This window comes from Phyllobacterium sp. SL163 (assembly GCF_049896885.1).
Taxonomy (GTDB): Bacteria; Pseudomonadota; Alphaproteobacteria; order Rhizobiales; family Rhizobiaceae; genus Phyllobacterium; species Phyllobacterium calauticae.
The window spans coordinates 195885-222279 of the sequence record NZ_JAFCVE010000006.1 but is presented as its reverse complement, the minus strand read 5'-3'; the positions used below and the strand labels follow the sequence as shown (position 1 = coordinate 222279).

The 26395-nt window shown below is 60.5% G+C and carries 31 protein-coding genes; 23 read left to right on the top strand and 8 right to left on the bottom strand.

Translation table 11 applies throughout. The features are described from left to right. Positions 1 to 1155 (bottom strand): DUF3095 domain-containing protein, encoded by a 1155-nt coding sequence (locus tag ACP7B1_RS15205; RefSeq protein ID WP_346307947.1) that lies wholly within the window; start codon positions 1153 to 1155, stop codon positions 1 to 3. Positions 1156 to 1650: 495 nt separating this feature from the next. On the opposite strand from ACP7B1_RS15205, the gene ACP7B1_RS15200 reads away from it, so the two are divergent. Further along, a complete protein-coding gene (locus tag ACP7B1_RS15200) occupies positions 1651 to 2445 on the top strand; it encodes a helix-turn-helix transcriptional regulator (RefSeq protein WP_346307948.1) in 795 nt (264 codons plus the stop codon). 8 nt (positions 2446 to 2453) lie between these two features. Here the strand turns inward: ACP7B1_RS15200 and ACP7B1_RS15195 are convergent, their stop codons facing one another. Genes ACP7B1_RS15195 through motA form a run of 7 tightly spaced genes read right to left on the bottom strand, consistent with a single transcriptional unit; the run spans position 2454 to position 7768 of the window. Further along, positions 2454 to 2894, bottom strand: coding sequence for a hypothetical protein (locus ACP7B1_RS15195; protein WP_346307949.1), 441 nt, complete (start codon positions 2892 to 2894; stop codon positions 2454 to 2456). Positions 2895 to 2924: 30 nt separating this feature from the next. Next, on the bottom strand, positions 2925 to 3989 hold the full coding sequence (locus tag ACP7B1_RS15190) for an EscU/YscU/HrcU family type III secretion system export apparatus switch protein (RefSeq protein ID WP_403184534.1): 1065 nt from the start codon (positions 3987 to 3989) through the stop codon (positions 2925 to 2927). Between the two features lie 20 nt (positions 3990 to 4009). Continuing rightward, entirely contained in the window at positions 4010 to 5038 is a 1029-nt protein-coding gene (locus ACP7B1_RS15185; RefSeq protein WP_223615482.1) for a flagellar motor switch protein FliG, read from the bottom strand. A 53-nt stretch (positions 5039 to 5091) separates the two neighbouring features. After that, positions 5092 to 5445 carry a flagellar motor switch protein FliN gene (gene fliN, locus ACP7B1_RS15180; protein WP_105735218.1) on the bottom strand — a complete coding sequence of 118 codons (354 nt, stop codon included), beginning with the start codon at positions 5443 to 5445 and terminating at the stop codon, positions 5092 to 5094. A 25-nt stretch (positions 5446 to 5470) separates the two neighbouring features. Then, on the bottom strand, positions 5471 to 5971 hold the full coding sequence (locus ACP7B1_RS15175; RefSeq protein WP_346307951.1) for a BAB2_0123 family type IV secretion system effector: 501 nt from the start codon (positions 5969 to 5971) through the stop codon (positions 5471 to 5473). After that, on the bottom strand, positions 5952 to 6887 hold the full coding sequence (locus ACP7B1_RS15170) for a FliM/FliN family flagellar motor switch protein (RefSeq protein WP_346307952.1): 936 nt from the start codon (positions 6885 to 6887) through the stop codon (positions 5952 to 5954). The genes ACP7B1_RS15175 and ACP7B1_RS15170 overlap by 20 nt, the downstream gene beginning before the upstream one ends. A gap of 8 nt (positions 6888 to 6895) precedes the next feature. Beyond that, the gene (gene motA / locus ACP7B1_RS15165; protein WP_319025573.1) at positions 6896 to 7768 is read right to left on the bottom strand and encodes a flagellar motor stator protein MotA; all 873 of its coding nucleotides are present in this window, start codon (positions 7766 to 7768) and stop codon (positions 6896 to 6898) included. A gap of 163 nt (positions 7769 to 7931) precedes the next feature. Between motA and ACP7B1_RS15160 the strand changes: the two genes are divergently transcribed. The 22 genes from ACP7B1_RS15160 to ftcR all read left to right on the top strand — a co-directional run bounded on the left by ACP7B1_RS15160 (position 7932) and on the right by ftcR (position 26307). Continuing rightward, positions 7932 to 8711 (top strand): DUF1217 domain-containing protein, encoded by a 780-nt coding sequence (locus ACP7B1_RS15160; protein ID WP_346307953.1) that lies wholly within the window; start codon positions 7932 to 7934, stop codon positions 8709 to 8711. Further along, positions 8708 to 9433, top strand: coding sequence for a flagellar basal-body rod protein FlgF (flgF, locus tag ACP7B1_RS15155; RefSeq protein WP_346307963.1), 726 nt, complete (start codon positions 8708 to 8710; stop codon positions 9431 to 9433). The genes ACP7B1_RS15160 and flgF overlap by 4 nt, the downstream gene beginning before the upstream one ends. A gap of 31 nt (positions 9434 to 9464) precedes the next feature. Next, entirely contained in the window at positions 9465 to 10841 is a 1377-nt protein-coding gene (gene fliI, locus ACP7B1_RS15150; protein ID WP_403184543.1) for a flagellar protein export ATPase FliI, read from the top strand. Beyond that, positions 10838 to 11413 carry a hypothetical protein gene (locus tag ACP7B1_RS15145; RefSeq protein ID WP_346307954.1) on the top strand — a complete coding sequence of 192 codons (576 nt, stop codon included), beginning with the start codon at positions 10838 to 10840 and terminating at the stop codon, positions 11411 to 11413. Before fliI ends, ACP7B1_RS15145 begins: the two co-directional genes overlap by 4 nt. Before the next feature lie 115 nt (positions 11414 to 11528). Beyond that, the gene (gene flgB, locus ACP7B1_RS15140; RefSeq protein WP_346307955.1) at positions 11529 to 11909 is read left to right on the top strand and encodes a flagellar basal body rod protein FlgB; all 381 of its coding nucleotides are present in this window, start codon (positions 11529 to 11531) and stop codon (positions 11907 to 11909) included. 5 nt (positions 11910 to 11914) lie between these two features. After that, positions 11915 to 12334 (top strand): flagellar basal body rod protein FlgC, encoded by a 420-nt coding sequence (gene flgC, locus ACP7B1_RS15135; RefSeq protein ID WP_105735210.1) that lies wholly within the window; start codon positions 11915 to 11917, stop codon positions 12332 to 12334. Further along, on the top strand, positions 12334 to 12654 hold the full coding sequence (locus ACP7B1_RS15130) for a flagellar hook-basal body complex protein FliE (RefSeq protein WP_346307956.1): 321 nt from the start codon (positions 12334 to 12336) through the stop codon (positions 12652 to 12654). The genes flgC and ACP7B1_RS15130 overlap by 1 nt, the downstream gene beginning before the upstream one ends. A 9-nt stretch (positions 12655 to 12663) precedes the next feature. Continuing rightward, on the top strand, positions 12664 to 13452 hold the full coding sequence (flgG, locus tag ACP7B1_RS15125; RefSeq protein ID WP_346307957.1) for a flagellar basal-body rod protein FlgG: 789 nt from the start codon (positions 12664 to 12666) through the stop codon (positions 13450 to 13452). A gap of 8 nt (positions 13453 to 13460) precedes the next feature. After that, the gene (gene flgA, locus ACP7B1_RS15120) at positions 13461 to 13943 is read left to right on the top strand and encodes a flagellar basal body P-ring formation chaperone FlgA (RefSeq protein WP_223615474.1); all 483 of its coding nucleotides are present in this window, start codon (positions 13461 to 13463) and stop codon (positions 13941 to 13943) included. Next, complete coding sequence (locus ACP7B1_RS15115) at positions 13943 to 15160, top strand: flagellar basal body P-ring protein FlgI (protein ID WP_346307965.1); 1218 nt, start codon at positions 13943 to 13945, stop codon at positions 15158 to 15160. Before flgA ends, ACP7B1_RS15115 begins: the two co-directional genes overlap by 1 nt. An 89-nt stretch (positions 15161 to 15249) precedes the next feature. After that, positions 15250 to 15690 carry a MotE family protein gene (locus ACP7B1_RS15110; RefSeq protein WP_346307966.1) on the top strand — a complete coding sequence of 147 codons (441 nt, stop codon included), beginning with the start codon at positions 15250 to 15252 and terminating at the stop codon, positions 15688 to 15690. Further along, positions 15687 to 16400: a flagellar basal body L-ring protein FlgH gene (flgH, locus tag ACP7B1_RS15105; protein WP_403184549.1), complete on the top strand. Its 714-nt coding sequence runs from the start codon at positions 15687 to 15689 to the stop codon at positions 16398 to 16400. Before ACP7B1_RS15110 ends, flgH begins: the two co-directional genes overlap by 4 nt. A gap of 5 nt (positions 16401 to 16405) precedes the next feature. Beyond that, positions 16406 to 16894: a flagellar basal body-associated FliL family protein gene (locus tag ACP7B1_RS15100; RefSeq protein ID WP_346307967.1), complete on the top strand. Its 489-nt coding sequence runs from the start codon at positions 16406 to 16408 to the stop codon at positions 16892 to 16894. Next, on the top strand, positions 16891 to 17628 hold the full coding sequence (gene fliP, locus ACP7B1_RS15095) for a flagellar type III secretion system pore protein FliP (protein WP_346307959.1): 738 nt from the start codon (positions 16891 to 16893) through the stop codon (positions 17626 to 17628). Before ACP7B1_RS15100 ends, fliP begins: the two co-directional genes overlap by 4 nt. A gap of 167 nt (positions 17629 to 17795) precedes the next feature. Further along, entirely contained in the window at positions 17796 to 18746 is a 951-nt protein-coding gene (locus tag ACP7B1_RS15090; RefSeq protein WP_403184552.1) for a flagellin, read from the top strand. 139 nt (positions 18747 to 18885) lie between these two features. Then, complete coding sequence (fliF, locus tag ACP7B1_RS15085; RefSeq protein WP_346307138.1) at positions 18886 to 20532, top strand: flagellar basal-body MS-ring/collar protein FliF; 1647 nt, start codon at positions 18886 to 18888, stop codon at positions 20530 to 20532. 1 nt (position 20533) lies between these two features. Next, positions 20534 to 21187 carry a hypothetical protein gene (locus tag ACP7B1_RS15080; RefSeq protein ID WP_346307137.1) on the top strand — a complete coding sequence of 218 codons (654 nt, stop codon included), beginning with the start codon at positions 20534 to 20536 and terminating at the stop codon, positions 21185 to 21187. Then, positions 21184 to 22443, top strand: a complete 1260-nt coding sequence (locus tag ACP7B1_RS15075; protein ID WP_346307136.1) for a MotB family protein — start codon at positions 21184 to 21186, stop codon at positions 22441 to 22443. Before ACP7B1_RS15080 ends, ACP7B1_RS15075 begins: the two co-directional genes overlap by 4 nt. Continuing rightward, positions 22440 to 23651, top strand: a complete 1212-nt coding sequence (locus tag ACP7B1_RS15070; RefSeq protein WP_346307135.1) for a chemotaxis protein MotC — start codon at positions 22440 to 22442, stop codon at positions 23649 to 23651. The genes ACP7B1_RS15075 and ACP7B1_RS15070 overlap by 4 nt, the downstream gene beginning before the upstream one ends. Beyond that, the gene (locus tag ACP7B1_RS15065) at positions 23648 to 24874 is read left to right on the top strand and encodes a flagellar hook-length control protein FliK (protein WP_346307134.1); all 1227 of its coding nucleotides are present in this window, start codon (positions 23648 to 23650) and stop codon (positions 24872 to 24874) included. The genes ACP7B1_RS15070 and ACP7B1_RS15065 overlap by 4 nt, the downstream gene beginning before the upstream one ends. 52 nt (positions 24875 to 24926) lie before the next feature. Beyond that, positions 24927 to 25397: a transglycosylase SLT domain-containing protein gene (locus tag ACP7B1_RS15060; protein ID WP_346307139.1), complete on the top strand. Its 471-nt coding sequence runs from the start codon at positions 24927 to 24929 to the stop codon at positions 25395 to 25397. Positions 25398 to 25635: 238 nt separating this feature from the next. Beyond that, positions 25636 to 26307, top strand: a complete 672-nt coding sequence (gene ftcR, locus ACP7B1_RS15055) for a flagellar transcriptional regulator FtcR (RefSeq protein WP_105735195.1) — start codon at positions 25636 to 25638, stop codon at positions 26305 to 26307. The last annotated feature ends 88 nt before the right edge of the window (positions 26308 to 26395 follow it).

The following is a 26395-nucleotide window of genomic DNA, read 5'->3' as shown; positions in this document are numbered from 1 at the left end:
TCAGGACAGCTTGGCCTTGAGATTGCTGGCCGCCATGGCATAGCCGCCCGATGCCCCGTCGATGAAGTGCATGTGATTGCGCGATAGGGGGGTCGGGACAAGACAGGTCATCAGGGCAGAATCCTGCCGGTGCAGGCCGAAGCGGGCGATGCCCGCCTTCGATGCCTTTTCCAGCAGCGCCTCAATGCGCTGCAACCGGGCCGGATCGATATCAATCGTCATTTTCAGACCATCGTCGAATTTGCGAAAATCCGAGTTCCGCGCCACGTCGCGCTTGTATTGTTTCGGATCAAATTTCCCCCAATGCAGGCCAAGCCTGTCCATCGTAACGGTCAGGGCGATCTGGCCGAGTATCGCGAATTTGCGAAGAAGGCGTTGCCCCCTGGGGGCTGTGGCGCGTGCTTCCGTCTCCACACCGCTGGTATTGAATGCAATGGGCGGGCCATCCGCCGGCAAGGGATGCGCGCCGCGATTCTGTTCGGCGGCAATCGCAACGATGTCGGCAACAAGCTGCTGGAACGCCGCCGTCGCGCCGGCGTCGCCGGGAATGGCGATGATGGACAGGATTTCGCCATTGCGTGCCACTATCGGATTCCACCGGCAGGAAAGCCCGGTCAGATCCGGGCGCGATCCGGATGGACCGGCGGCGATGGCATATTTGCCGGCTTTCATCTGCGCTTCGGCCCAGCTGCTTCCGCCGCCCGTAAACATCGCGTAGAAGACTTCGGGACTGGCGCTGAACCGGGCAACGCGCACGTCAAGGCCTTGCGCCTTGATCTCGCTCATCGGCACGAGAGCGGCACGCAGGGTCAGTTGCAGGTCCTCACGCACCCACGCCTGAACCGAGGCAAGCGCTTCACGCGCCTGCACGGCTGCGGAGGCCGGAATGGCGACAAGCGCGCCATCGCCGCCGAAGACGAAGGGATAATTGTGCCTGCCCAGAGCATTGAGCAGGGCGGAGATGACGCTTGCCCCTGCCATGTTCACGGCCTTGTAGCGCCCGGCTTCGATCGCCCCGGTCGAGCCGACAATATCGGCCACTGCCAGTATCCAGTCGTCGGGAAGCGGCCGATAATTGCCCGCATCCGCTACGCCTTCGAAGTCAATGAAGACGGGAAGCGAGTCGAAGAAATCGTCGTTTGCAATGGCACCCATGCAAGGCAATTAGCACATTGTGCGGGAACAGGCGACGGGCAGGATGAATGTACGGCGATGAAGCGGGAATATCGGGCCTTGCCGGCAATCGGTGCAGGGCCGCCTCCCGGCCAAAGGCAAGCGCGCCGACCATGCGCGCAGCGGTTGTGGATACACATAGCGCAATCGCAACAGTCGGGCGCCTATGCCCGGATTTTGCGGTAAAATGACCGAAAACACCGGAAAACGTGCGTCAAAGGAGACACGCATGTTCTGGTTTGTCAGGCTTGATACTGATCATCAAAGCTTGGCAGGCAGGGTTCAACCATAAATTGCCTTTTGCAGCAATTATGTGAAAAACTGCAAATACAATTGTTCATCGACTTGTCTGCCTGCCTGTCTCGTGCGAGCATGAAGGGGCTTTTAATCCCATGCGATGAAAAGCCATCTGAAATCCAGAAGAATACCGTTGCGGAAGCCGGCACTTTGCGGGCCAAGAGGAATGACTTGTATCCAATGCTGCTTGAACTGGCTCATTTTCCCGATTTTCAAAAGGGCCTGTTCAAGGACGTGGTGGCTTCGGACACGCTTGCAATGCTGCTCGAGGTCAAACAGCAGACCGGCTGCCGCCATATTGCCCATGTCGGGCACCCGGAACCGCGGCCTGGCAGCGATGTGGTCGATGAAAATGTCCCGCTTCTGATGACCTATCCGGTCAGCTGGATGTTGCGGTATTTTGCCAAGGACTATCTCAAGATCGATCCGGTGATGCAGGGGATGACGCTGTTCCAGCCGCGTGCCGACGCGCCCGGCACGATCTGCAACCTGACTGCCGATCCCGTCCCTTCGCCAGCCGTAAAACGCTATCTGATGGACGCGGAACGGCGCGGGCTTGGCAACCTGTATCTTGCGATTTGCGCGACGAATGCCTTCGGCTTCCGCGGGATCACGCTCTTCACCTTCGACGTCGAAAAGGCTGAACAGGGTGCCTTTGTCGAGCGCAGGCGCAAACAGTTATCGGCAGCTTCGGCGCGTATCCACAACGCCCTGCACGGCACCCGCAATCCGGCCCTTGCCGCGATCATCTCCAATCTTTTGACCAAGCGCGAGATCGACTGCCTGTTCTGGGCAGCCAATGGCAAGACGGATGGCGAGATCGGCGAGATTCTCAATATCGCCCGCTGGACGGTGGTCACCTATCTGCAGAACGCCAAGAACAAGCTGGGCTGTTCCAACAGAACATCGACCGTGGCGACGGCGCTTGCTCTCGGCGTGATCGACATACCCACCGTTGCCAAGGCCTATCTGTAGGACGGCGGTTATTGCGCCTTTGCCGATGCCGACAATTGCGGTAGGCGTGCATTCTCGAAGGCCTGGGCCAGCAATGCGGTGTTTTGGGCGGGACTATGCCCCGTTTCGGCAAACCGCAGATGGTGCAGATCGATCTCGGTGCTTTCGGAAGACAGCGTCAGCCGGAAATAGGCATTGACCCCCATATTGCTGAACTCGAGATCAAGCATCACTTTCGGCGCGGTGTTCCAGTCCAGCACATATTCACCGCCAAGACCGAACGTCAACGTATCGGGATAGAATGTCAGTTCCGTCGCTGAATTGACGATATCGGCAATGTTGCCGAACAGTTCACAGCGTATGAAGGCAATATAGTCGGCAACATCCACAAGACGAAGATCATGGATGACCTCTGTCAGGTGGTTTGAAATGATATCAACCCGGGCAACCGAATATTGCGTTCTTTTCATCTGCTGTTTACCCGATTGGAAACGGTTTTATTATTTACGTCGTACATTAACGAATTGGATCAGTTCTGCCACGGCTTTATAGAATTCTGGTGCAATGGCATTGTTCACTTGCACTTGCTTGTACAACGCGCGCGCCAGTTGCACATTCTCGAAAACCGGTATGTCATTGGCCGCGGCGATCTCCCTGATTTTGAGAGCGATCAGATCCTGCCCCTTGGCAACCACGATAGGGGCCGGATCTTTCGCCGGGCTGTAGCGTAAAGCAACGGAGAAGTGTGTCGGATTTGCGACGATCAGCGTGGCCGTCGGGACCGAGGCAATCATGCGCTGGCGCGCCCGGTCGCGGCCGAGCGAGCGCAACCGGGCCTTCAGCAGCGGATCGCCCTCCGCCTGCTTGTGCTCGTCCTTGATTTCCTGCTTGGTCATGCGCAGTTCGCTGCGCCAGTGAATACGGGCCCAGGCAAGGTCGAAGGCTGCGAGCGCGGTCACCGCAATCGTCACGGATGCCAGAAGCCGGGTGATATTGCTGCGGATGAGCTCGGGCAGCTGGCTGGGTTCGGTGATGATCGTGTCGACGAAGAAATGGCTGCTGCGGAAGAACATCATGAAAACGATGATGCTGGCTGCCGCGAACTTGAACACCGACTTGAGGAATTCTATGCGGCCCGACGCGCCGAAGATGCGTGTCCAGCCCTTGGCAATGGATACGCGCGAAAACTGCGGCTGGATACGGTCAAAGACCATGCGCGGGGCATTCTGCAGCACCGATGCGAGGATGCCGGCGGTGGGAATGATGATGAACACGGGAAGCAAGGCCGCACCCACGGCCAGGCCGACGATGCCGAACAATTGCCGGGCATCCTGCGCGCTGTTGAGCCGCCATTCCTCGGGCTTGTCGAGCAGGGCCGAGAGGAACGCCACCAGTTTCGAGCCGCTCGGCACGGCGACGAAAACCATGATGACGAGAAAGGCGGCGATGGAGGCGAGGATCGGCGCTTCGCGCGAGACAGGCAGATTGCCTTTCTCCATCGCATCACTGATTTTCTTCTCAGTTGCTTCCTCGGTTTTACTCTCTTTGTCGGGCCCGTCCGACATGCTCTAGCAGGCCCTGCCGATCATGTTTCGGATTCTTGCGGTTCGAGCTTGAGCTCGCCGCGTTCGGCCAGGGCAATGGCGGTGCGGGCAATGGCGCGGCGCGCTTCCGTGACCGTGTTGGCATTGATGTTGGTCTGGCTGGACAATTCGGTTTCAACCATGCGCCGTCCGCGTGTCGACAGGGACTGGAGGATGAGTTCCTGCAGGCGCGGCTCGCAGCCATGCAATGCTGATGTGACCACATCCGTCTGGATTTCATCGAAAAGGATGAGGCGCGCGCGCTGCGATATGCGCACGATATCCTCGAAGGTGAAGAGCTTGGCCTTGATCTTGGCAAGGTCTTCCGCGCCCAGATCGGTGAGGCTCGCCAGCAGTTCGTCGATTTCCGATTTTTCCAACTGGTTGATGATGTTGGCAACGGTGCCGTGATGGCTCTTCTCGGAACCCGAATTGTCTTTTCCGGTGACCTCGCGCTGCAGGATGCTTTCCAGCATCGCGATCGTCGATGGACCCACCTTGCGGATATGCAGCGTGCGCTGAATGATGGCACCACGTTCCTGCGGCGCAAAGCCGATCAGCAGCCGGGCCGCGATATCGGAAGGCAGGCGCGAAATCACATAGGCCGTCACCTGGGGGTGCTGCGTTGACAGATAGGCTTGCAGCACGTCGAGCGGCACGCGCGGCAGGATATCCCACACGGATTCCTGCGTCAGCAGTTCGGGGCGGCGGTTCTCGATGACCGCGCTGGCCTCTTCCGCCGACAGCGTTTCGCGCAGCAGCCCTTCAAAGCGCATGCCGGCTTCCGAAACCGGCGCGCCATCGGCAAAGGCGTTCTCGAATTCCTTGACCAGCTCTTCGAAGTCACCGGGGGTGATCGGCTCGAGCTTGCGGGCATGGCCGGCAAGCGAGCGCAGATCGTCCGCATTGAAATGCTTGAGAAGCCGCGAGGCGGATGGCCGCCCGATCGCCACAAGCAATGCGGCCACCTTTTCCGGGCCGCTCAGGTCCTGGATGGTGCTTTCGCCCTGAGGTGTGTCTTGATCGCTCATGCGGTCTGGCTTCTCGTGCTTGTAGGGGGGAAGGCGGCGCGGCGGCGGATGACTTAGCTGCCGCTGCCGATGACTTCGGTGAGGCTGACGCCGAAGCGCGAGGAGTCGTCCTCAAGGACGATGACTTCACCGCGTGCGATTACCCGCCCGTTGACGACGATATCGACGGGATCGCCGATCTGCTTGTCGAGGGTCACGACAGCGCCGCGGCCGAGCTTCATCAGATTGGCCACCGGCATCGACGTGCTGCCGAGAACAACCTGGACGTCGACGGGAATGCCCATGATGAGATCGATGTTCGGCTTCGATCCCGCAGGTTTGCGGCTTGGTTGCGGTTCATCACGCTTGAGATCTTCGATTGCCTCGTTGAGCTCGTCTTCGATGGAATTCTTGTCGGAAATGGCCATGATGGGAAATCCCGTTTACACTGGGTTAAAGGACGGCATTCGCCACGTCAGCACTGCGGACGATGCGATTGACGAACACGGGCAGGACTTTCGCCGGAGCCGCGGGCTGGTTGTGGATAGGCGTGCCCTGGCGGATCTCGGTCTGGGCAGCCGGAACCGGCTGCTGCGCAAAGGCGGGTGCGGCAGCGCGCTGGGCGGCATCGACGGCCGGGAAGGGGCGCACATTGTCCTTGAACTCGTTCTTGGCGCGTTCAACCATGCGGATGGTGCGTGTCATTTCTGAACGGGCGCGATCGGAATCCTTGAGCTTGGCCTCCAGACGCACGCTTTCGTCCCGGCAGGTTTCACGCTCGTTCTGCAGGAAGAGCAGCGCCTGCTCGAGGCTCCGGGCCGAACCGGCCACCTGTTGCGCCATGGCGCGGCTCATGGCTGTCAGCCGGTTGGCCTTGCGCAGGGCAACGAGGAAGACCACAAGCCCGGTTGCGATCAGGGCGGCGGAAATGAGATTAGCCAGCAGCAAGCTCATCGAGCAGGTCCTCTTCTTCATTGATCGGATCGGTGATGCGCACGGTGAATGCCGTGCCGGTCTTGCCCAGACGGCATTTGTAAAGTGCCTGTTTGCCGCTGCGCAGGCGTACCTGATTGATCGCATCCTTGGGCAGCTGCAGGATCTGGCCGGGTTTCAAAAGGGTGATCTGTTCGAGCGTCATCGAGCCCTGCTGGATGAAGGCCTCAATGTCGATATGGGCCCGGCTCACCTCAAGACGCAGCTTCTTTGCCCAGGTCGGATCGGAGTGGTGTGCCGGCTGCTGCAGCATCCGCGCGATGGCGTCCTGCATGGGACGGAAGCTCGAACGCGGCATCATGATGATGATCTGGCCGCTGTGTCCGCCAACCTTGAGCAGCATCGTGCAGCATATCATGCGCGTATCGGTCACCGAGGCAATCGAGAAATGCCCGGCTTCCGTCAGTTCGGCGATCTGGAACAGCGTGTCGCTGCCGCCCGAGAACATGTGATCCAGCGATGCGGTGACGTCGGTGAAAATCTGGCGGGCGATGCCAAGGTCGACCGAGGTCATCGGACGATGCGGCTGGTGGTCCTGGCTGGCGCCGGACCCGAACAGGGCATCGACCCCGCAATCGACAAAGGCTCGGTCCGCAGCCAGCAGCAGGCGCGATGCCCATTTGACGACCTGCACGGTTCCGATCAGTCCCGAGCGCATCAGGGTGCTGGCAATGGCATCCTTCTCGATCGATTCCATGCGCACGAATTCGGCCGCAATGGCGACGTCGGACTGGCTGGTTATTTTGCCGGCAAACGTCGTTGCAAGGTCGCGAAATACTGCCTCGAGGGATTTGAGATCGTCCACCGACATGCCGGCGGCGCGCAGGATGCTTTCCGCAAGCACGTCCGGTCTTTTCTGTTCTGTCTCGACATCCATTGCTCAGCCTACGCCGCTTGCTGCATCGGAACGGTGGAGATGGTTTCCTGCTCGACCACATCGATGGACGGACGATCATAGGCCGAAATCGTCTTGCGTCCATATTCGAGCGCGATCTGCGGCAGGGCGCCGTTCATGTAGGCGAGCAGTGTCTGCTTGACGATCATGTAAAGCCGGTTCTGCTTCTCGCGCGTCGTCTTGATCTTGGTGGCAATCGGGCCGACCACACCATAGGAAAGAAAGATACCGGCGAAGGTGCCGACCAGCGCCGCGCCGATCAGATGGCCCAGCACTTCCGGCGATTCATTGAGGGCGCCCATGGCCTTGATCACGCCCAGCACTGCAGCAACGATGCCGAGTGCCGGCAAACCTTCCGAAATGGCCACCATGGCATGGTAGGGCTTGAGCTTGTCGCGGGAGATCGTGTGGATTTCCTCATCCATCAGCGCCTCGATTTCGTGCGAGCGCGCATTGCCGATGATGATCAGGCGGCAGTAGTCGCAGATGAACTGTGTCAGATCATGGTTCTTCAGAACGCTCGGAAATGCCTGGAAAATCAGTGATTCATTGGGATTGTCGATGTGGACTTCCACCTCGTTGCGCGACTTGGCGCGCAGTTCCCGCATCAATGCGTAGAGGACGCCGAGCACATCGAGGTAGTCGCGCTGCTTGGGAACCTTGTTGGAGAAGGCCTCCATGCAGGCGCGTCCGGTATCCTTGACCGCCGAAAACGGATTGGCGACCAGGAATGTGCCGAGCGCGGAGCCGCCGATGATGACGAATTCCCACGGCTGCATGAGAACACTCACATGCCCGCCCATGGCAATGAAGCCGCCAAGGAGACATCCCATCGTTACCACAAGTCCAACAAGGATTCCCAAAGCGCTCTCCTGCAAATATTGCCAGCGGTCGAGGAGTAGCAAGTCCGGCTTGCGTGAACCTTGCATGGAGGCGCAGGTTTGTGGTCGGGGTGAAATTGCGCGGACAGCTTCAGGCAAGCTTGCTTTGGCACAGATAGGCGAAAGCCGTGGGAGTGCCGTTGCCATGATCAATACGATGACCAGTTATAAATTGATCTCGTCGAACCTGACGCGTTCGCTGACGAGGGTGGCGGCCGAACCGGTCGTGCAGCGCGACACGGACTACTACCTGAAGAATATCGGCAAGGTGAAAACCATTGACGATTTCATGAAGGATGACCGGCTGTATAAATACGCCCTGAAGGCTATCGGGCTTGAGGACATGGCTTTCGCCAAGGCCTTTATCCGCAAAGTTCTCACCGAAGGTACCGGCAAGGACAGCTTTGCCAACAAACTGACGGACAAGCGCTACCTGGAGTTTGCCACGACGTTCGATTTTGCCAAACTGGGTGACAAGGCGACCAGCCAGCCCGCCGTGCTCAAGCCGGTGACGGACAAATATGCCCGCCAGACGCTAGAGAAGGAAGCCGGGCAGGACAATGAAGGCGTGCGGCTTGCCCTGTATTTTGCCCGCAAGGCGCCCACAATCACCAATGCCTATGAAATCCTCGGCGACAAGGCACTGCTCAAGGTCTTCCAGACAACCTTTTCCATCCCGACGCAGGCGTCCAACATGGACATCGACCGGCAGGCCAAGATGGTCACCGACAAGCTCGATCTCGCATCTCTCAAGGACCCGGCGAAGCTTGAGAAATTCCTCACCCGGTTTACGGCTATGTATGAAATGAACAATCCTTCGACTGCCTCCACCATTCCCTCGCTGCTTTTCGGCGGGGACACCACCATTGGCATTTCGCAAAACATCCTGACGATCTTGCAGTCGTTCAAGCTGGGTGGCCGCTGATGGAAAACTCGATCTATGTCGGCCTGTCCTCGCAGATATCGCTGGAGCGCCGCCTGGATGCCCTGGCGCATAATGTGGCGAACATGTCGACGCCGGGTTTTCGTGCCACGGGCATGAAATTCGAAACCATGGTGTCGAAGGCCGCCGAGGACTCGAGCTTCGTTTCGGCCGGTCAGAGCTATATCAAGACGGATGCGGGCCCGATCACCCAGACCGGCAATCCCCTGGATGTCGCCGCAAAGGGTGACGTATGGTTTTCGCTGCAGACACCGGCCGGGCAGGTTTTCACCCGCGACGGCCGCATGCAGATGACAACGACCGGCGAGCTGCGCTCGGTCAAGGGTTACCCCATCCTGGATGCGGGCGGCCAGCCCCTGGTCATTGACCCCAATGGCGGTCCGCCGCAGATTTCCGCCGATGGGGCGGTCTATCAGAACAAGCGCCAGCTGGGCTCCATTGGCCTGTTCACGATCAGCCCCAATGCCAAGCTGACCTATTTCGACAATTCGGCTGTTATTCCGAGCATTACCGCACAGCCGACCATCGACAATCCGCATGCGGGCGTTGTTCAGGGCGCCATCGAGGGATCAAATGTTGATGCGATCGGCGAAATGACCCGGCTCATGAGCGTTACCCGGGCTTTCGAACGGGTCGATGCCTTGCTGCGCGGCAATGAAGGCACCTTCTCCGAAGCCATCAAGACGCTTGGATCGAAGACCTGATGCACCGTCTCCTTGAACCGGCGGGATAAGCATGCAGGATCTTGAAGCAGCCCTGCCGACGATGAGCACCGGGACGGGCAGTCTCGAGGCGCTGGCCCGGCTTGTCTCGCAGGCCGTGACGGCTCCGGCTCCCGTGGCTGTCGGCGGCTATGTGAACGAGGTGTCACGCTCTGCCATCGGCGTGCGCGGCATTTCGGAACAGGCGCAGCTCGGCGACATGGTGACCATCCGCAGCGGCAACCGGCTGCACCCGGCCGAAGTCGTGCGGATCGAGCAGTCGCGCGTCCTGGTCAAGCCGTTCGATGACCGGATCGTGCCGTCGCTCGGAACGCCCGTCTTCCCCGAGGGGCCGTTTCGCATTGCCCCGGCGCCGGACTGGAAAGGGCGCGTCATCAACGCCCTCGGTCTTCCGCTCGACGGCAAGGGTTTGCTCACCGCAGGCAATAATCCGCAGCCCGTGGATTGTCCGGCTCCGCTCGCCATGAACCGCAGCCGCGTTGAAATCGGCCTGCGCACCGGTGTCAATGTCGTCGACGTCTTTGCGCCGATGTGTTTCGGTCAGCGCATGGGTGTCTTTGCCGGGTCCGGCGTCGGCAAATCCACGCTGCTGGCCATGATGACCAAGGCAACGGATTTCGACACGGTTGTCCTGGCGCTGACGGGCGAACGCGGCCGCGAAGTGCGCGACATGCTCGAAGACACCATGGCCGGCAAGCTTGGCAAGACCGTCACCGTTGTTTCGACCGGCGACGAAAGTCCGATGATGCGCCGGCTTGCCCCCAATACGGCAACGGCCATCGCCGAATATTTTCGCGATCTGGGCGACAATGTTCTGCTGATCGTGGATTCCGTGACGCGTTTTGCCCATGCGGCGCGCGAAATCGCCATTGCCGCGGGTGAACCGCCGGTTTCGCGCGGCTATCCGCCGAGCGTGTTCAGCCAGTTGCCGCGCCTGCTTGAGCGCGCCGGCCCCGGATTGTCGGACAGCGGTACGATTACCGGCATCTATGCCGTTCTGGTCGATGGCGACGATCACAATGATCCGGTGTCCGATGCGATCCGCGGCACGCTGGACGGGCACATCGTGCTCGACCGCGCCATCGCCGCGCAGGGCCGTTTCCCGGCCATGGATATTCTCGGTTCCATTTCGCGCCTGGCGCAGCACAACTGGTCGCCGGAACAGGCGAAGCTCGCCACCAGCATGCGCGGCCTCATTTCGCGGTTCGAAGAGACCCGCGACCTGCGGATGATCGGCGCTTATCAGGAGGGGGGTGATCCCCTGCTCGATCAGGCCGTGCATCTGGTTCCACGCATTTACGACGCTATGCAGCAGACACCGGCCACGCCGCTTTCGCTGGATCCCTACAGCGATCTGGCAGCGGCGCTTCGGCCAAAGGAGGGGGCATGACAAAACAGAAGACCACGGGCCTGGCGCCTGAAAGCGATCCCGCAACGGAAATTCCCGCACCCCGCCAGCGCGACAAGCGCTTTGACGGCTATATCAAGGGTGCTGGATTTGTCCTTGCAACCATCTGCGCCATCCTGCCCTTCGTGATGTATTACGACATCTGGGAAGCGCGGCCCAAGCCGGAAGCCACAGGCAAAACCGTTCGCGACCCCCTGGACCGGACAAACCAGAAGGTCGTGCGCAAGAACAACGGCACCGAAGTGTCACTGTCGAAAACGAAAACCGGCGAAGTGGACCTCATGACCACGGCAACCACGTCGGCGCTCACCGGCGATCGCCTGGCCGGGATCAATGCCGCCAGCAAACAGCCGTTTCCCGACAAGCCGGTGTTCCTGGTGCGCGAAGTGGTCGGCGGTCTGGTGATGATCGAAGACAATACCGGCTACTGGTTTGTCGAGAAGGGATCGCCCTTGCCGGACGGAAGCACCCTGGTTGCGATCGAGCGCGGCAATGGCAACGGTTCGTGGCAGATCAAGACATCCGACGGCGAAGTGATCAGCCGAACCAATTGATCAAATGCCTCTTTGTCCATGCATAAGTTCCGTGGCTGTCGCCGCCGCAAGTCTCACGCAAGATTGACCGCATAGAGTGACCTCAATTGATTGGTCCGGGACGCGAGGCAGGCACATGCAGGGGATTCATCTGTTCGAATTGGCATCACGTCAGGCCGAGTGGCTGTCCGTCAGGCAGGCCGCGGTTTCCGGCAATGTCGCCAATGCCAATACGCCGGGTTTCAAGGCGCGGGACGTGGAGCCGTTCAAGGACGTGTTGCAGCAGACGCAGCTGACCATGGCGGCGACAAATGCGAAGCACCTTGAAATCAATGCATCCGGCATCGCCGCGACCGCGCTGCGCAAGAATGAAGTGACGGAACAGAACCATTCGAAGAACACGGTCAGCCTCGAAGGGGAAATGGTCAAGTCCGGCGAGATCAATCGCCAGTTCGCGCTCAACACCAGCATCGTGAAGGCGTTTCACCGCATGATGCTCTCCGCAGTAAAGGGCTGAAACAGATGTCAGATCCGCTCCAGGCCGCGCTCAAGGTTGCCGCTTCCGGCCTCAATGCCCAATCGACCCGTCTGCGCATCGTCTCCGAGAACCTGGCCAACGCCCAGTCGACTGGCAAGACGGCGGGCAGCGATCCATACCGCCGCAAGACCGTCTCCTTTGCCACAGAGCTCGACCGCAGCAGCGGCGTCGAGACCGTGCGCATCGCGGAAGTCGGGCATGACGTTTCCGCCTTTACCGAAGAATATGATCCAAGCCACCCGGCCGCCAACACCAAGGGCATGGTCAAATATCCAAACGTGAACATGGTCGTCGAAATGGCGGACATGCGCGAAGCCAACCGCTCCTACGAAGCCAATCTCCAGGTGGTCAAGCAAGCACGTGAACTGATTGCCATGACCGTCGATCTCTTAAGGAACTCCTGATGATAGACCAGCTTCTCAGTGTATCCACCCGCAACGCTCTTTCCAACCTGTCGGAAACCGTCAATCAGACATCCATGCCCGGTGCCGCTTCGCCGGCGACAGCCGCAACCGGTCAGCCTTCCTTTGACAATGTTCTGTCGCAGCTCACCGGCAAACTCCAGAATGCCGAGGCGGTTTCGCTCAAGAGCATGACCGGTGACGTGCCGACGCGTGATGTCGTCAACGCGGTCATGGATGCGGAAAAATCGCTCCAGACGGCCATCGCCATTCGCGACAAGATCGTCCAGGCCTATCTCGAAATCAGCCGTATGCCGATTTAAGGAATCAGAATGAAAGCGCTCACCATTGCTGCGACCGGCATGAATGCCCAGCAGCTCAATCTGGAAGTGATTGCCAACAACATCGCCAATATCAACACGACCGGGTTCAAGCGCGCAAAGGCCGAGTTCTCGGACTTGCTGTATCAGACCGAGCGCAGCGCCGGTGTGCCCAACATGGCAAACCAGAGCATCATTCCCGAGGGCGCGATGGTCGGTCTCGGCGTGCAGACCTCGGCCGTCCGCAACCTGCATATTCAGGGCGGGCTCAATCAGACGGGCAATCCCTTCGACGTGGCGCTCAAGGGCCGCGGCTGGTTCCAGATTCAGAACACCGCCGGCGAAACGCTCTATACCCGCGCCGGGGCATTCAACACCAATGCGACGGGGCAGCTCGTGACGCTCAACGGCGATCTGGTCGAGCCCAACATTGTTGTTCCGCCCAACACCATTGAAGTGAAAATCACCGATTCCGGCCAGGTTTTTGCCAAGCAATCCGACCAGATTCCGATGACCAATCTCGGCCAGCTGACCATTGCCAATTTTGCCAATGAAGCCGGTCTCGAGCCGCTTGGCGACAACCTCTACAAGCAGACCGATGCGTCGGGTGCTCCGGTTGTCGGCGTTCCCGGTGATCCCGGTTTCGGCACGCTGAAGCAGGCCTATCTGGAAAATTCCAACGTCGACCCCGTCAAGGAAATCACCGATCTGATCACGGCCCAGCGGGCCTATGAAATGAATTCGAAAGTCATCCAGGCAGCCGATGAAATGGCATCGGTCGTGTCGAAGAACCTGCGCTGAGGACGATCATGACGGCGGCAAAGATCATCGGGAACTGGGCTCTTCGCGTGCTGGCATTCAGCCTGTGCGCGCTGGTCTTTTCCGTCGCCGCCCGCGCCGAGCGCATCGCATTCCTGGTGCCCTCCCAGATCATCTATCCCGGCCAGACCATCGGCAATGCGGGATTGACGGAAAAGTATTTTACGATCCGTGCCTCCGCCGCCGCGCAATATGTGCTGTCACCGGACCAACTCGTCGGCAAGATATCGCGCCGGACACTGCTGCCGGGGCAGCCTATCCTCCTGTCTTCGGTCAATGAGCCCGACATGGTGCAGCGCGGGGTTCCGGCGGTGCTGGTCTATGATACCGGTGCGCTCGTCATCACGGCGCGGGGCACGCCGCTGGAGCCGGGCCGCGTCGGTGATTTCATCAAGGTGCGCAATATCGACAGCGGCATCACCGTAACGGGCACCATCCTCGCCGATGGGCGCATACAGGTAGGCATGCAATGATGCGGCGTTTCGCGATTGTCCTGTTGGCCGTCCTTGCATCGACCGCACTGCATGCGGGCGAGTCTTCGCCCAAGGAAAGGGGCTACAAGACGCCGGCACAGGCCCAGGCTGCCTGGCAGAAGGACGTCGATGACGGGCGCTGGGGCGGGCCGGCTTCCCAGTTCGGCGACGGCGGAGTCATCGCACGGCTCAAGGATATCGCTGCCATCCAGGGCGTGCGCGAAAACCAGCTCGTCGGCTATGGTCTCGTCGTCGGATTGAACTCAACCGGCGACAGCCTGCGCAATGCGCCGTTCACCGAGCAATCCATGCGCGCCATGCTCGATAATCTCGGCATCAGCCCGCCGGCCGGTGTGTCGCGTTCGAAGAATATCGCAGCCGTCATTGTCACCGCCAATCTGCCGCCCTTTGCCGGGCGCGGCTCGCGGATCGACATCACCGTTTCCTCGCTGGGTGACGCCACGTCGCTGTCCGGCGGCACGCTGGTCATGACGCCGCTCGCCGCTGCCGATGGACAGGTCTATGCGGCGGCTCAAGGCAACCTGATCGTGTCCGGCTTCACGGCATCCGGTAACGCCGCCACCGTTACGCAGGGTACGCCGACCAGCGGACGTATTCCCAACGGCGCCCTTGTTGAAAGGGAGGTTTCCGGAAATTTCGGCCAGGACGGCGAACTTCTCGTCGAGCTGCGGCAGCCGGATTTCACCACGGTCGTGCGTATCACCGATACGATCAATGCCTTTGCCAAGCGGCGGTACAATCAGCCGGTTGCCAAGGAGCGCGACGCCAAGTCGATCCGTCTGCGCAAGCCCAAGGATATCACGGCGGCCCGCTTCCTCGCGGAGATCGAAGGTCTGCCGGTGCCGACCGACGAGGTGGCGCGCGTCGTCGTCGACGAGCGCACCGGGACCGTGGTCATCGGCGAGAAGGTGCGGATATCGCGGGTCGCCATCAGCCATGGCACGCTTTCCGTCAAGGTCACCGAGACGCCGACGATCATTCAGCCGGAACCGTTCAGTGACGGCGTGACGGCGGTCGAACCGAACACCAACATCCAGGTTCGGCAAACCTCCAAAATCGGTGTTCTTGGCGGAACCGATCTTGAAAGCCTGGTGAAGGGTCTCAATCAGATCGGCGTGAAGCCGCAGGGCATCATCGCCATCCTTCAGGGCATCAAGACGGCCGGCGCATTGCATGCGGAGCTGGTGGTCCAATGAGTGTTGCCATGAACGCGCGACGGAAAATCACGGCATCCTCGAAGGCTGCTGCATTCTTGCTGGCAATGTCCCTGCTGCCATCGGCCACCATGGCGCAGGATGCGGCCCCCAAGGATGAAACCGGGCAGGAAATCGGCCGCTATTGCACCAACATCACCGACAAGGCGGCCGATGCGCGCTATGCCATGCAGACGCGCGAACTGGAGCAGCTGCGGGCGGATATCGACAGCCGCATTCAGGAGCTGGAGGCCAAGCGCAAGGAATATGAAGTCTGGTTGAAACGGCGTGACGAGTTCATCGACAAGGCCGAGGATTCGCTGGTGGGCATCATTTCCAAGATGCGGCCGGATGCGGCTGCGGCCCAGATGGCGCTGATGGGCGACGAGCCGGCAGCCGCGCTGCTGCTGAAGCTCAATCCCCGCGTCTCCAGCGTTATCCTGAATGAAATGCCCGCGGAAAAATCCTCGCGTCTAGCCCGTGTGATTGTCGGATCCCGTGTGGTCACAAACAAAGAAAGAACCGCACAATGAAGAAAGCGGCATCCCTGCTTGCCATCGCCAGTGCCGTTGCCCTTTCGGGATGCGCCGACAATTTTCGTGATCTGAACCGCACACCTCAGATGTCGCCGGTGGGCGCGGGCGTCGGGCAAAGCTTCAGCGTTTCCGATCCGTCCTATTATCCGTCCCAGCCGCAGCCGAAACGCTATTCGCTCTGGCAGGACCGCGCCGCCGGGTTCTTCCGCGATCCGCGCGCCACCAATCCGGGCGACGTTTTGACCGTCAACATTCTGATCGACGAAAAGGCGACGTTCGACAACAAGAACAGCCGTTCGCGCGTCGCCTCATCCGATGTCGGCGGCAAGGCGGATATCAGCGGCAGCGGCTTCTCCGCCGGCAATATCGGCGGCAATCTCGATCTGAAATCCGATAGCCGCACCAAGGGCGAGGGCAAGATCGAGCGGTCGGAAAAGATCGTGCTGAGGGTTGCGGCCATCGTCACCAATATTCTGCCCAACGGCAATCTGGTCATCCGCGGCTCGCAGGAAGTGCGCGTCAACTATGAACTGCGCGTGCTGAATGTCGCCGGCGTCGTACGGCCGCGTGACATTTCCGGCGACAATGTCATTTCCTATGAGAAGATCGCCGAGGCGCGCATTTCCTATGGCGGCCGCGGGCGCCAGAGCGAAACGCAGCAGCCGGCATGGGGTCAGCAGATCCTCGATCAAGTATCGCCGATCTGACCGATATGAGCACGCTCGCCGAAGACACGACACCCGCCCCGAAAGCACCATCCAGCGTGGCGGTCATTGCTGCGGTGGCGGTCCTCACGCTCGTCGCTGCGGCAGGCGGCTGGTTTCTTGGAACACAGCTCGGCCTGAACGTGCCTGCCGGTCAGGCCGCCGGGGCGGGCGAGAAGACGCGTCCCGCCGGTACCGACCTGCCATCGGGCAATGTCGTGGCGCTCAAACCGATCCTGACCAACGTGAAAATCCCGCAGGATGTCTGGATCAGGCTGGAAGCGGGCATCGTGGCCAAGCCCGGCGAGAAAATATCCGATGAAATGGCGGCAACCGTTGCCGGTGACTTCATGGCCTTCCTGCGCACCGTCAATCTCATGCAGCTGCGCGGGGCGGCGGGGCTGGAATATCTGCGCATGGATCTGCAGGAGAGGGCGCGGATGCGCTCCGAGGGCAAGATCGAGAAAGTGTACATCTGGGCATTGGTGATGGAATGAAACGGCGTCTTCTGACACCCCTGCTGCTGCTTGTACTCGGCGGAACCGCCATGGCCCAGACGCCCTCGCTCCTGGACGGACTGATCCCGCAGGGCAGTGCGTCGACCAGCGGCCAGATCATCCAGATGCTGGCGGTGCTGACGGTGCTTTCCATCGCGCCGGGCATCCTGATCATGGCGACGAGTTTTACCCGCTTCGCCATTGCCTTCTCCATGCTGCGCTCGGGCCTCGGCCTGCAGACAACGCCGGCCAATCTCGTGATGATCAGCCTTGCACTGTTCATGACCTTTTATGTCATGGCGCCGGTGTTCGACCGGGCGTGGCAGAATGGCGTGCAGCCGCTGGTGAACAACCAGATCACCCAGGATGTGGCGATCCGCGAGATCATGTCGCCGTTCCGTGAATTCATGCTGCGGCAGGTGCGCGACAAGGATTTGCGGCTGTTCGAGGATCTGGCGGACGAATCCTTCCGCACCAAGGCCAACGAGGCCATTGATATGCGTATCCTCGTGCCCGCCTTCATGATCTCCGAGCTGCGCCGCGGTTTCGAGATCGGCTTTCTCATCGTCCTGCCGTTCCTGGTCATCGACCTGATCGTCGCGACGCTCACCATGTCCATGGGCATGATGATGCTGCCGCCGACCGTGCTGTCGCTGCCGTTCAAGATCCTGTTCTTCGTGCTGATCGATGGCTGGAATATTCTGGTCGGCAGTTTGATACGATCGTTTTCGTAACCATGATGAAAATTAATCCTGGCCGTTATTGAAACCGTAACAATTCTGGCGTACTCCTGCTCGTCATAACAGGTGACCGCTTCGGTTACAGGCATCATGCCGCTCTGTTAGGTCGGTTCTGATCCGACATGTCCCCATCACATGTATCTTTTATAGGGGCTTTTTCCATGGCCAGCATTCTTACCAACGCGTCAGCAATGACCGCGCTTCAGACACTTACTGCAACCGGCAAAAACCTTGCCACCACTCAGAACCGCATTGCAACGGGCCTGAAGATCTCCGAAGCTTCCGACAACGCCGCTTACTGGTCGATCGCCACGACAATGCGTTCGGACAATGGTGCCAACTCGGTTATCCAGGACGCTCTCGGTCTCGGCAGCTCCAAGATCGATACTGCCTATTCCGCAATGAACAAGGCCATTGATTCGGTAAACACCATCAAGAACCTGGTTCTGGCTTCCAAGAACGCCAGCGCTGAAGACCGCGCCAAGAACCAGCTGCTGATCAACTCGGCTATCGGTGCCCTGAAGGAAAACGCAGGCGCTTCCTACGCCGGTTCCAACCTGCTCACCACCGACCAGGCTGTCGACGCTGCTCCTGCAACGGCAAACTTCAGCACGATCGCTTCCTACAGCCGCAGCTCGACCGGCGTCGTAACGACCGGCTCGATCGACGTTGCGCTTGCCAATACCCGTCTTATCGACACGGGCGGCACCGCTGCAACGAAGACCGGCATTCTCGACAAGCAGTTTGCTGTTACCAACGCAGCAGCCACACCTGTCACCACGCAGACCTCGATCCTGACGATCGACGTTTCCGCTGCTACCGTCGACAACACGGCGATTGACGGCATGCTGACCGGTATCGAAGCTGCTGCCAAGGGCCTGGCTTCCGGTGCTTCGCAGCTCGGTGCTGCCAAGACCCGTATCGACAGCCAGAAGTCGTTCATCAGCGCGCTTTCGGATGCCGTTGATCGTGGTATCGGCACGCTGGTCGACGCTGACATGAACAAGGAATCGGCTCGTCTGTCGGCTCTGCAGGTTCAGCAGCAGCTCGGCGTTCAGGCGCTGTCGATTGCCAATGCAAGCAACCAGACCATCCAGCAGCTGTTCCGCTAAGGATGACGATCCTTCGGGATCGGTACTGAATTGGGCCACGTCTCGTGCGTGGCCTTTTTCTTTTCCACTTCGCAGCACGCTCTAACTTCGCGCAAGCTTCGGCCTCTATGGTCGGACGACGCAAGCGTGGTGGGCATTGATGGAAAAGAATATCAGACAGTCTCTGGAGCAGTTTCTGGGTGCCATGAAAAAGCTTGGCGCGCGGCGGCTCATCGGGCTCGCCCTCGTCGGCGTCACCCTGTTCGCCACCATTCTTGTCTCCAGCATTTATCTCAACCGCCCGCAATATGAGACGCTGTATGTCGGTCTCAGCCGCGACGACGTCAACCGCATGGGCATGGCTCTCGGTGAGGCCGGCATTCCGTTCGATGTGAAGGCCGACGGCACCTCGGTGCTCGTCCCGTTCGGCAAGGCGGACCAGGCCCGTATGTATCTGGCCGAGAAGGGACTGCCGACCAGCAACAACGCCGGTTACGAGCTCTTCGACAATATGGGCTCGCTGGGCCTTACCTCGTTCATGCAGGAAATCACCCGGGTGCGTGCGCTCGAAGGCGAAATTTCCCGGACAATCCAGGCGATCCGCGGCATCAAGGCCGCCCGCGTGCATATCGTTCTGCCGGAAAAGGGCAGTTTCCGCCGCGGCGATCAGGCACCCTCCGCTTCCGTGGTGATCCGCACCGAGGGCGGGTTTTCGATGGAGTCGGCGCAGTCGATCCGCCAGCTTGTCGCAGCCGCCGTGCCGCAGCTGACTGCCTCCGAAGTCACCGTGCTCGATACGAACGGGCGGCTCCTGGCATCCAAGGATGATGGCTCGAATGCCGGTGCCGTCATGTCGGCGACGCTGGAACAGAATGTTTCGGCCTCGGTCGATGACAACATCCGCAAGGCGCTGGCACCCTATCTCGGCATCGGCCATTTCCAGACAAGCGTCCAGGTGGCGCTCGACACGGACAAGCGCCAGACCAACGAAACCGTGTTCGATCCGGAATCAAAGGTTGAGCGGTCCGTGCGTGTCGTGCGCGAAAGCGGCGATTCGAAGAACTCGAAGAGCGACAACGCGACCGGTGTGGAACAGAACATCCCGCAGGAAGAAATCCAGAGCAAGAACGGCGACAGCTCGACCGAAAAGACCGACAAGCGCGAAGAGCTGACCAATTACGAGGTCAATTCCAAGACGATCTCGACGGTCAGCGACAGCTATCAGATCAAGCGCCTGTCGATCGCCGTCGTCATCGACCAAGCGCGGTTGCTGGCAACCGCAGGCGTCACACCTGTTCCGGACAAATTCGTCGAACAGCAGATCGCCAAGATCACCCAACTGGTGGCAACCGCGGCCGGCCTCGACCAGAAGCGTGGGGACGTCATCAACGTGACCGCGTTGAACTTCATGGAAGCAACCGACGATCAGCTGCAGCCGACCGCCACGCCGCTGTCGGAGACGATATCGCGGCAGGCGGGCAGCTTCGTCAATGCCGCTGCACTGATCGTTGCCGTGGGTCTGATCTTGTGGTTCGGCGTTCGCCCGCTGATGCGTGAAATGACCAAGCCGCAGGATGCGCTGCAGCTGGCGGCCGGTACGGACGTGGCCGTTCCCGATTTCACCGCCGCATCGCGGCCGCAGCCGGCGCTGGCCGCCAATGCCGACCAGAGCCTGCCCTATGACGACCTGAGCGAGCTGCGGCGGCGCATGCGCGTTCCCGCGCAGAACCGGCTGGAACAGATGATCGATATGGATGAAGAGCGCGTGGCGGCGATCCTGAAGCAATGGGTTCACGAGGCAGCTTGATATGGCCCGATCGATTGCCAACATGCTCACAGACTTCACGCCGAAACATGTGCCCGACGACCGGGTGACGGTTTTTGCCGCCGCGACGCGTGAGCGCGTTGAAACATTGGTGGATGATGCGGTCCCCGAAGATGTTGTCGATCTCATCGATATCGAGCTGAAGATCAAGGAAACCTTCGAGCTCGGCCGCGCCGAGGGGCAGGCGGAGGCTTCCGTGCTCTTCGATGCGGAAAAACTGCGGCTGGAGCGGGATTTTCAGGAACAGCTGGCGGCGGCGGAAGCGGATTTCATGGATCGGATCGGAACCCGCCTGTACGAACAGGTGGAAGCGGGGCTGGCGGTCATATCGGCGGGACTGTCGAGCAGTCTTGCAACCGTTCTTTCCCCTTTGGTTGAAAAGAATCTGCGTGAGCGCGCTGTTACCGGCTTTGTCGGGGAAATCGAACGGCTGACACAGGGCCTGGAGGGCGTGATGATCGACATTTCCGGGCCGCAGCACCTCATCAATGCTTTGCGCAATCGCCCGGGGATTGATCTCATGCGCTTCACGTTCACCCGGTCCGATCAACCGGAACTGTCGATGAAACTCGACGACGTGGTTGTCGAAACGCGGCTTGGTCACCTGATTGATGCGGTGAAGGATACGACCCGATGAATATCGACCCGGAAACCCGCCGCGAAATCGTCATTGTCCGGCGCGGCCGCAATGACGGCGAAGACGGCCACCATGGCGGCGTCTGGAAAATCGCCTATGCGGATTTCATGACCGCGATGATGGCCTTCTTCCTGGTCATGTGGCTCATCAATGCCGCCAATGAGGAAACCAAGGCGGCCGTTGCCAGCTATTTCAATCCGGTCAAGCTGATGGACCGGCAGGCGCGGCCAAAGGGCATTGAAGCCACGGACAATCAGGAAGGCAAGGTTCGCTTCGAACGCCCCAATTCGACCGATGCGGAAACCAAGAGCGCGCGCAACGAAAAGGAACTGCAGGCCAAGCCGGAGACGGAAGAGCGGCAGATGTTCAAGGACCCCTATGCGGTGCTTGCGGAAATCGCCACGGATTCCGGTGTGTTGCAAAACCGGTCAGCCAAGGGTGACGGCGGGTCCAACAATGCCGGCCCATCCACGGGCGCGCAGGGCGGCGACGCCTATCGCGATCCCTTCAATCCCAATTATTGGTCGACCCATGTGGAGGATGATCTCTTTCCGCTGACCGACAGTCCCGCCGTGCCGCCGCCCTCGCAGGAGCAGCTGGAAAAGCGGGCCGCGGGCGTGGAAGACAAGGCCGGTGCGCAGGCGCAGACGGCCGATGCAAAGCCGATGGATACGGCCAATGCCGCGCAGCAGGCGAACCAGCAGAAGCTGGAAAAGACCGCGGCCAAGCCCGCCGACGCCAGCGTAACCGTTGATCCGGCGAAGGGCGATAAGCAGCCGGATTCGGCGCAGCTTGCTTCGGCGCGCGAGCTTGCCTCGGAAATTTCCAAGAAGACCGGCACTGCCGCCGATGAAAAGGCGCCTGACATCACCGTGGTGCCCACCGACGAGGGTGTCTTGATCCAGCTGACCGATAAGGTCGACTACGGCATGTTCGCCATCGGATCGGCAAAGCCGGACAAGCGGGTGGTGCAGGTTCTCGAACAGATCGCCAAGATCATCGCGACGCGCAAGGGCGACGTCATCATCAGCGGCCACACCGACGCACGCCCCTTCAAGAGCGATACTTATGACAACTGGCGGTTGTCGTCGGCGCGCGCGCACATGGCCTATTACATGCTGACGCGCGGCGGCCTCGATGCCAAGCGCATCCTGCGCGTGGAAGGCTATGCCGACCGCGATCCCAAGGTGCCGGCCGATCCCTACGCGGCTCAGAACCGGCGTATCGACATCTTTTTGAAAACGGCCAAGAGATGATGTGGGGCTCCCGTCTGCGATGGCTGCTGATCGGTTTTGTGAGCCTGCCTCTTGGCATGGCCCGGGCCGACATGCTGTCGCCGGAACCCTATCTGCTGGTGCGCTCCATGCGCATGCTGCAGGATCAGGTGGCCTCCGGCAAGCCGGAAGCCCTGCCCATGCTCAACCGGGTGCTGGGCCATATTGCAGCGCAGCTCCAGGCGGCCAATCCGGACGTCTGGCAAAAGCCGGCCAACGCCTACGCCATTGTCATCTATCTCCTGAATGGCGGCAATCCGCAGGTCGTTCGCACCATCCTCACCACGACGAAACTGGAGGGCATCAGTCCCAAGCTGGTCGCCGGTTCGCTGGCCTATGCTGATGGCAACCCGCTTGGCATTGTTGAAAACTTCAGCGAGGAGCTGCCGCCGGATGTGCCGAGCGAACTGATCGCTTCCATCTCGCTGGTGACCGCAGCACAGCTCGCCGCCATCGATGTACCGACAGCGCTGAAGCGCCTGGATTACATCCGTTTGACGGCGCCGGGAACCCTGCTGGAAGAGGCTGCCCTGCGGCGCGGCCTGATGATGGCCGCCAATCTGGGCGACAAGGACAAGGTCAGGCTGCTGGCCCGCAATTATCTGCAGCGCTTTGCCCTTTCACCCTATTCGGAGGACTTCTTCCGCCAGCTGGTCGATGCGGTCATGGTCCTCAAGGCCAAGATCAGCAATGACGAGATCGAGGAAATGGCGTCGCTGGCCTGGACCGGTGCCCGCATGCCCTTTTACCTGCGCATAGCCCGCGGTGCGATCGTCGGCGGCGACATGCAGCGCGCCCGCTTCATGTCGGAAAAAGCCGAAGCGTTGGCCCAGTCGCTCAAGGCGGACGACACGCAGGCACGGCTCTATCTCGGGATCAGCAATGTCGGTACGGAGAAGACCGACGATGCGATGAAAATGCTCTCGGAATTGCCGCGCGACCGCCTGCATGAACGCGATGTCAAACTGCTGGAAGCAGCGGCGGCGATGGGGGGCAAAATCCTTGAGCAGCCATCCGCGGATGTTGCGGAAACACCGCAGCGATCCGTTGTGAGAGCCGGCGCCGCACCAACGGACGCCAAGGCAAAGACCGGTGCACCCAAACCGGCCATCGCGGTTGATCCGATAATCGATGAAACACGCAAGAAGCTTGACGCAATCGATGCACTTCTAGGGAAGGCCAGGAAATGACCATCGGACCGGATATGCCGCTCAGATCACTCAAGGACGCCATTGTCGGGGAGACAGGCAAGGGAAACCGCCTGCCTGACAGGAAAGCGGCCAAGGGCAAGGACGACGCGGTTGACTTCAAGTCCATGCTGGAGGCAAAGCCGCTCCGCCTGCCGTCAGAGGCGGGCGACGGGATCGCGCCGGATGACGTCGCCGCGATGGATGACGAGCCGGAGGTTGAAGCGGACGATGAGCCGGCAAGCACGGGCCCGTCCGTGCAGGCGATGTTCGGCCAGTCCATCCTCGCGCTGGAACAGCTGCTTGACCGGCAGGCATCGGCCGCTGGCGGTCAGCCGGGACGTGAGAACAAGCCGCTGCGGGCACTGGACGCCCATGCCCTGACCGACGGGGAAACGGCGCTCGATACCGGCGAAAATGGTCAGGACGAACCGCCTACGCCTGCGTCTCTGGCCGACAGGAAATCCGTTGCGGACGGCGCTGACAAGCCGGCTGTAAAGACCGCTGCCAATCCTGATACCAAGGCTCAGCCGGACAAGGCCGATGGCCCGCAGCCGCAGCCTGCCGAAGCAGCGGTGGCCGATGCGCCCAAGGCCCGCGTCAGTGCAAAGCAGGCTCCCGAACAGGTCCCGCCGCCCGCCGTCAACGCCCCGGCTCCGGTTGCCCAGCCGGCCCCCGCCGCCGATCCGCGCGTTACCCTGGCAACGCTTGCCGAGGCGGCGCCAGCAGCGCCGCAGAGCCGCCCCGCTATCGCGGATGTCCAGATCATCTCGGATCACAGCACCAGTGCGGCACGAACGCTGGTGATCCAGTTGCAGCCGGTCGAACTCGGTACGGTCACGGCTCGCCTGCGTCTGACCGGCGAAGGCATGCATATCCAGCTCATGGCGGAAAGCAGGGCGGCAGCCGAGCACCTCGCGCGCGACCACGAAGCCCTTGGCAAGGCCCTGCAGCGTGCCGGTGTTGCCGATGACGCATCCGCCGTCACCATTTCCGTGATCGATCGCAGTGGAGCCGTGGCAAGCACGCAACCCGGCCAGCAGGCCATGACCGGCCAGGACCAGCCGGCCGGGGGCCGGGGACAGGCCAACACCGGCTCGCAGGGAACGCAGGGCGACCGCTCGTCCGGGCAGCAGCATTTTGGAGACAGCAGACCCGATGAAAGCGATGACAAGACTGCCAAAGCCATGGCTGATCGCACTGTGTCTCGCGGTCTGGTCGTGTAGCAGTCTGCTGACCGCGCATGCTGCGCGCGCCGACAATCTCTGCGAGCGCGAAATGCACCGGGCGTCGAGCAAGTACGACGTCCCGATCGGCATTCTCTATGCCGTTGGATTGACCGAAACCGGGCGCAAGGACTCGCTGCAGCCCTACGCCATGAACATCGAAGGCAAAGCCGTTTTCATGCCGTCAGCCGCGGCCGCCGTGCTGAAATTCAACGAAGCGCATGGCCAGGGAGCCAAGCTCATCGACCTCGGTTGCATGCAGATCAATCACTATTTCCATGCCAGCGCCTTTCCCTCCGTGGGGGCAATGCTGGACCCGGCAACCAATGTCGATTACGCCGCGCGCTTTCTCAAACAGCTCCGGGCACGCGAAGGCAACTGGACCATGGCCGTGGCGCGCTACCATGCGGGTCCCAACAACAATCCGGCACAGAAGCAGTATGTGTGCCGGGTCATGGAAAACATGGTGGCTTCGGGCTTCGGAAACTGGACGCAAAAGGCGCGAATGTTCTGCGATAAGTGAGGGCGTTAATGATCGGTAATAAAACGTGAATTTGTTGACGCGGTCATCTTTCGTTAAGGTATGACCGGTAGACATTCAGCCATGCGAGTCGCATCGCGTTTCCCTCCCGTTTCCCCTTCGGACTCCCCATTTCAGACTCCCAATTAATTGCGGTCAATTAGTTGGGGATTGTCGGCGAGTCATCGACCCCGCTAGGTGTGTGTTGTGTGGGGTTTTTACTGATTCGGAAGGTGGGGCCGTGATTGTAGTCGTCGACGAACGAAGTCTGGTGACGAGTGGGTATTCGGCGTGGTTCGCCCGCGAGGGCATTACAACAACAGGGTTCGCTCCCGATGATTTCGGTGACTGGGTTTCGACCGTCCAGCAGAGCGACATTATGGCGGTTGAGGCGTTTCTGATAGGGGAATGTGCGAACCGCAGCCAGTTTCCCCACAAGATTCGTGAGCGCTGCTCGGCGCCGGTCATTGCGGTCAACGAAACGCAGTCGCTCGAACACACGCTTGAACTCTTCCAGGCCGGTGTTGACGATGTGGTCCGCAAGCCGATGCATGTGCGGGAAATTCTCGCCCGCATCAACGCGATCCGCCGGCGCTACGGCAACGGCGATACGGGCACGCAGGTCGGTCCGATCCGCGTCTTCTCCGACGGCCGTGATCCGCAGGTCAACGGGGTGGAGTTTTCGCTGCCGCGGCGTGAGCGCCGCATCCTGGAATATCTGATCGCCAACCGCGGGCGGCGCCTGAACAAGGCGCAGATATTCAGCGCGATCTACGGCATTTTCGACAGTGAGGTCGAGGAAAGCGTGGTCGAGAGCCACATCAGCAAGCTGCGCAAGAAACTGCGCGAGCAGCTCGGCCACGATCCGATCGATTCCAAGCGGTTCCTCGGTTACTGCATCAATCTCGATTGAGCCTTCACCGCTCCGCCGCCGGCGGGGCGTTCAGCAAGTTCTCGAAACATTCAAGGCGTCAGGTTCACGCAAGCATCGTCAGGTTACG

Excerpts from the sequence above, each read along its gene's own strand:
- ACP7B1_RS15205 (WP_346307947.1), bottom strand. The coding sequence starts at position 1,155 with ATGGGTGCCATTGCAAACGACGATTTCTTCGACTCGCTTCCCGTCTTC.
- ACP7B1_RS15200 (WP_346307948.1), top strand. The coding sequence starts at position 1,651 with ATGCTGCTTGAACTGGCTCATTTTCCCGATTTTCAAAAGGGCCTGTTC.
- ACP7B1_RS15195 (WP_346307949.1), bottom strand. The coding sequence starts at position 2,894 with ATGAAAAGAACGCAATATTCGGTTGCCCGGGTTGATATCATTTCAAAC.
- ACP7B1_RS15190 (WP_403184534.1), bottom strand. The coding sequence starts at position 3,989 with ATGTCGGACGGGCCCGACAAAGAGAGTAAAACCGAGGAAGCAACTGAG.
- ACP7B1_RS15185 (WP_223615482.1), bottom strand. The coding sequence starts at position 5,038 with ATGAGCGATCAAGACACACCTCAGGGCGAAAGCACCATCCAGGACCTG.
- fliN (WP_105735218.1), bottom strand. The coding sequence starts at position 5,445 with ATGGCCATTTCCGACAAGAATTCCATCGAAGACGAGCTCAACGAGGCA.
- ACP7B1_RS15175 (WP_346307951.1), bottom strand. The coding sequence starts at position 5,971 with ATGAGCTTGCTGCTGGCTAATCTCATTTCCGCCGCCCTGATCGCAACC.
- ACP7B1_RS15170 (WP_346307952.1), bottom strand. The coding sequence starts at position 6,887 with ATGGATGTCGAGACAGAACAGAAAAGACCGGACGTGCTTGCGGAAAGC.
- ACP7B1_RS15160 (WP_346307953.1), top strand. The coding sequence starts at position 7,932 with ATGATCAATACGATGACCAGTTATAAATTGATCTCGTCGAACCTGACG.
- fliI (WP_403184543.1), top strand. The coding sequence starts at position 9,465 with ATGCAGGATCTTGAAGCAGCCCTGCCGACGATGAGCACCGGGACGGGC.
- ACP7B1_RS15145 (WP_346307954.1), top strand. The coding sequence starts at position 10,838 with ATGACAAAACAGAAGACCACGGGCCTGGCGCCTGAAAGCGATCCCGCA.
- flgB (WP_346307955.1), top strand. The coding sequence starts at position 11,529 with ATGCAGGGGATTCATCTGTTCGAATTGGCATCACGTCAGGCCGAGTGG.
- flgC (WP_105735210.1), top strand. The coding sequence starts at position 11,915 with ATGTCAGATCCGCTCCAGGCCGCGCTCAAGGTTGCCGCTTCCGGCCTC.
- ACP7B1_RS15130 (WP_346307956.1), top strand. The coding sequence starts at position 12,334 with ATGATAGACCAGCTTCTCAGTGTATCCACCCGCAACGCTCTTTCCAAC.
- flgG (WP_346307957.1), top strand. The coding sequence starts at position 12,664 with ATGAAAGCGCTCACCATTGCTGCGACCGGCATGAATGCCCAGCAGCTC.
- flgA (WP_223615474.1), top strand. The coding sequence starts at position 13,461 with ATGACGGCGGCAAAGATCATCGGGAACTGGGCTCTTCGCGTGCTGGCA.
- ACP7B1_RS15115 (WP_346307965.1), top strand. The coding sequence starts at position 13,943 with ATGCGGCGTTTCGCGATTGTCCTGTTGGCCGTCCTTGCATCGACCGCA.
- ACP7B1_RS15110 (WP_346307966.1), top strand. The coding sequence starts at position 15,250 with ATGGCGCAGGATGCGGCCCCCAAGGATGAAACCGGGCAGGAAATCGGC.
- flgH (WP_403184549.1), top strand. The coding sequence starts at position 15,687 with ATGAAGAAAGCGGCATCCCTGCTTGCCATCGCCAGTGCCGTTGCCCTT.
- ACP7B1_RS15100 (WP_346307967.1), top strand. The coding sequence starts at position 16,406 with ATGAGCACGCTCGCCGAAGACACGACACCCGCCCCGAAAGCACCATCC.
- fliP (WP_346307959.1), top strand. The coding sequence starts at position 16,891 with ATGAAACGGCGTCTTCTGACACCCCTGCTGCTGCTTGTACTCGGCGGA.
- ACP7B1_RS15090 (WP_403184552.1), top strand. The coding sequence starts at position 17,796 with ATGGCCAGCATTCTTACCAACGCGTCAGCAATGACCGCGCTTCAGACA.
- fliF (WP_346307138.1), top strand. The coding sequence starts at position 18,886 with ATGGAAAAGAATATCAGACAGTCTCTGGAGCAGTTTCTGGGTGCCATG.
- ACP7B1_RS15080 (WP_346307137.1), top strand. The coding sequence starts at position 20,534 with ATGGCCCGATCGATTGCCAACATGCTCACAGACTTCACGCCGAAACAT.
- ACP7B1_RS15075 (WP_346307136.1), top strand. The coding sequence starts at position 21,184 with ATGAATATCGACCCGGAAACCCGCCGCGAAATCGTCATTGTCCGGCGC.
- ACP7B1_RS15070 (WP_346307135.1), top strand. The coding sequence starts at position 22,440 with ATGATGTGGGGCTCCCGTCTGCGATGGCTGCTGATCGGTTTTGTGAGC.
- ACP7B1_RS15065 (WP_346307134.1), top strand. The coding sequence starts at position 23,648 with ATGACCATCGGACCGGATATGCCGCTCAGATCACTCAAGGACGCCATT.
- ACP7B1_RS15060 (WP_346307139.1), top strand. The coding sequence starts at position 24,927 with ATGCACCGGGCGTCGAGCAAGTACGACGTCCCGATCGGCATTCTCTAT.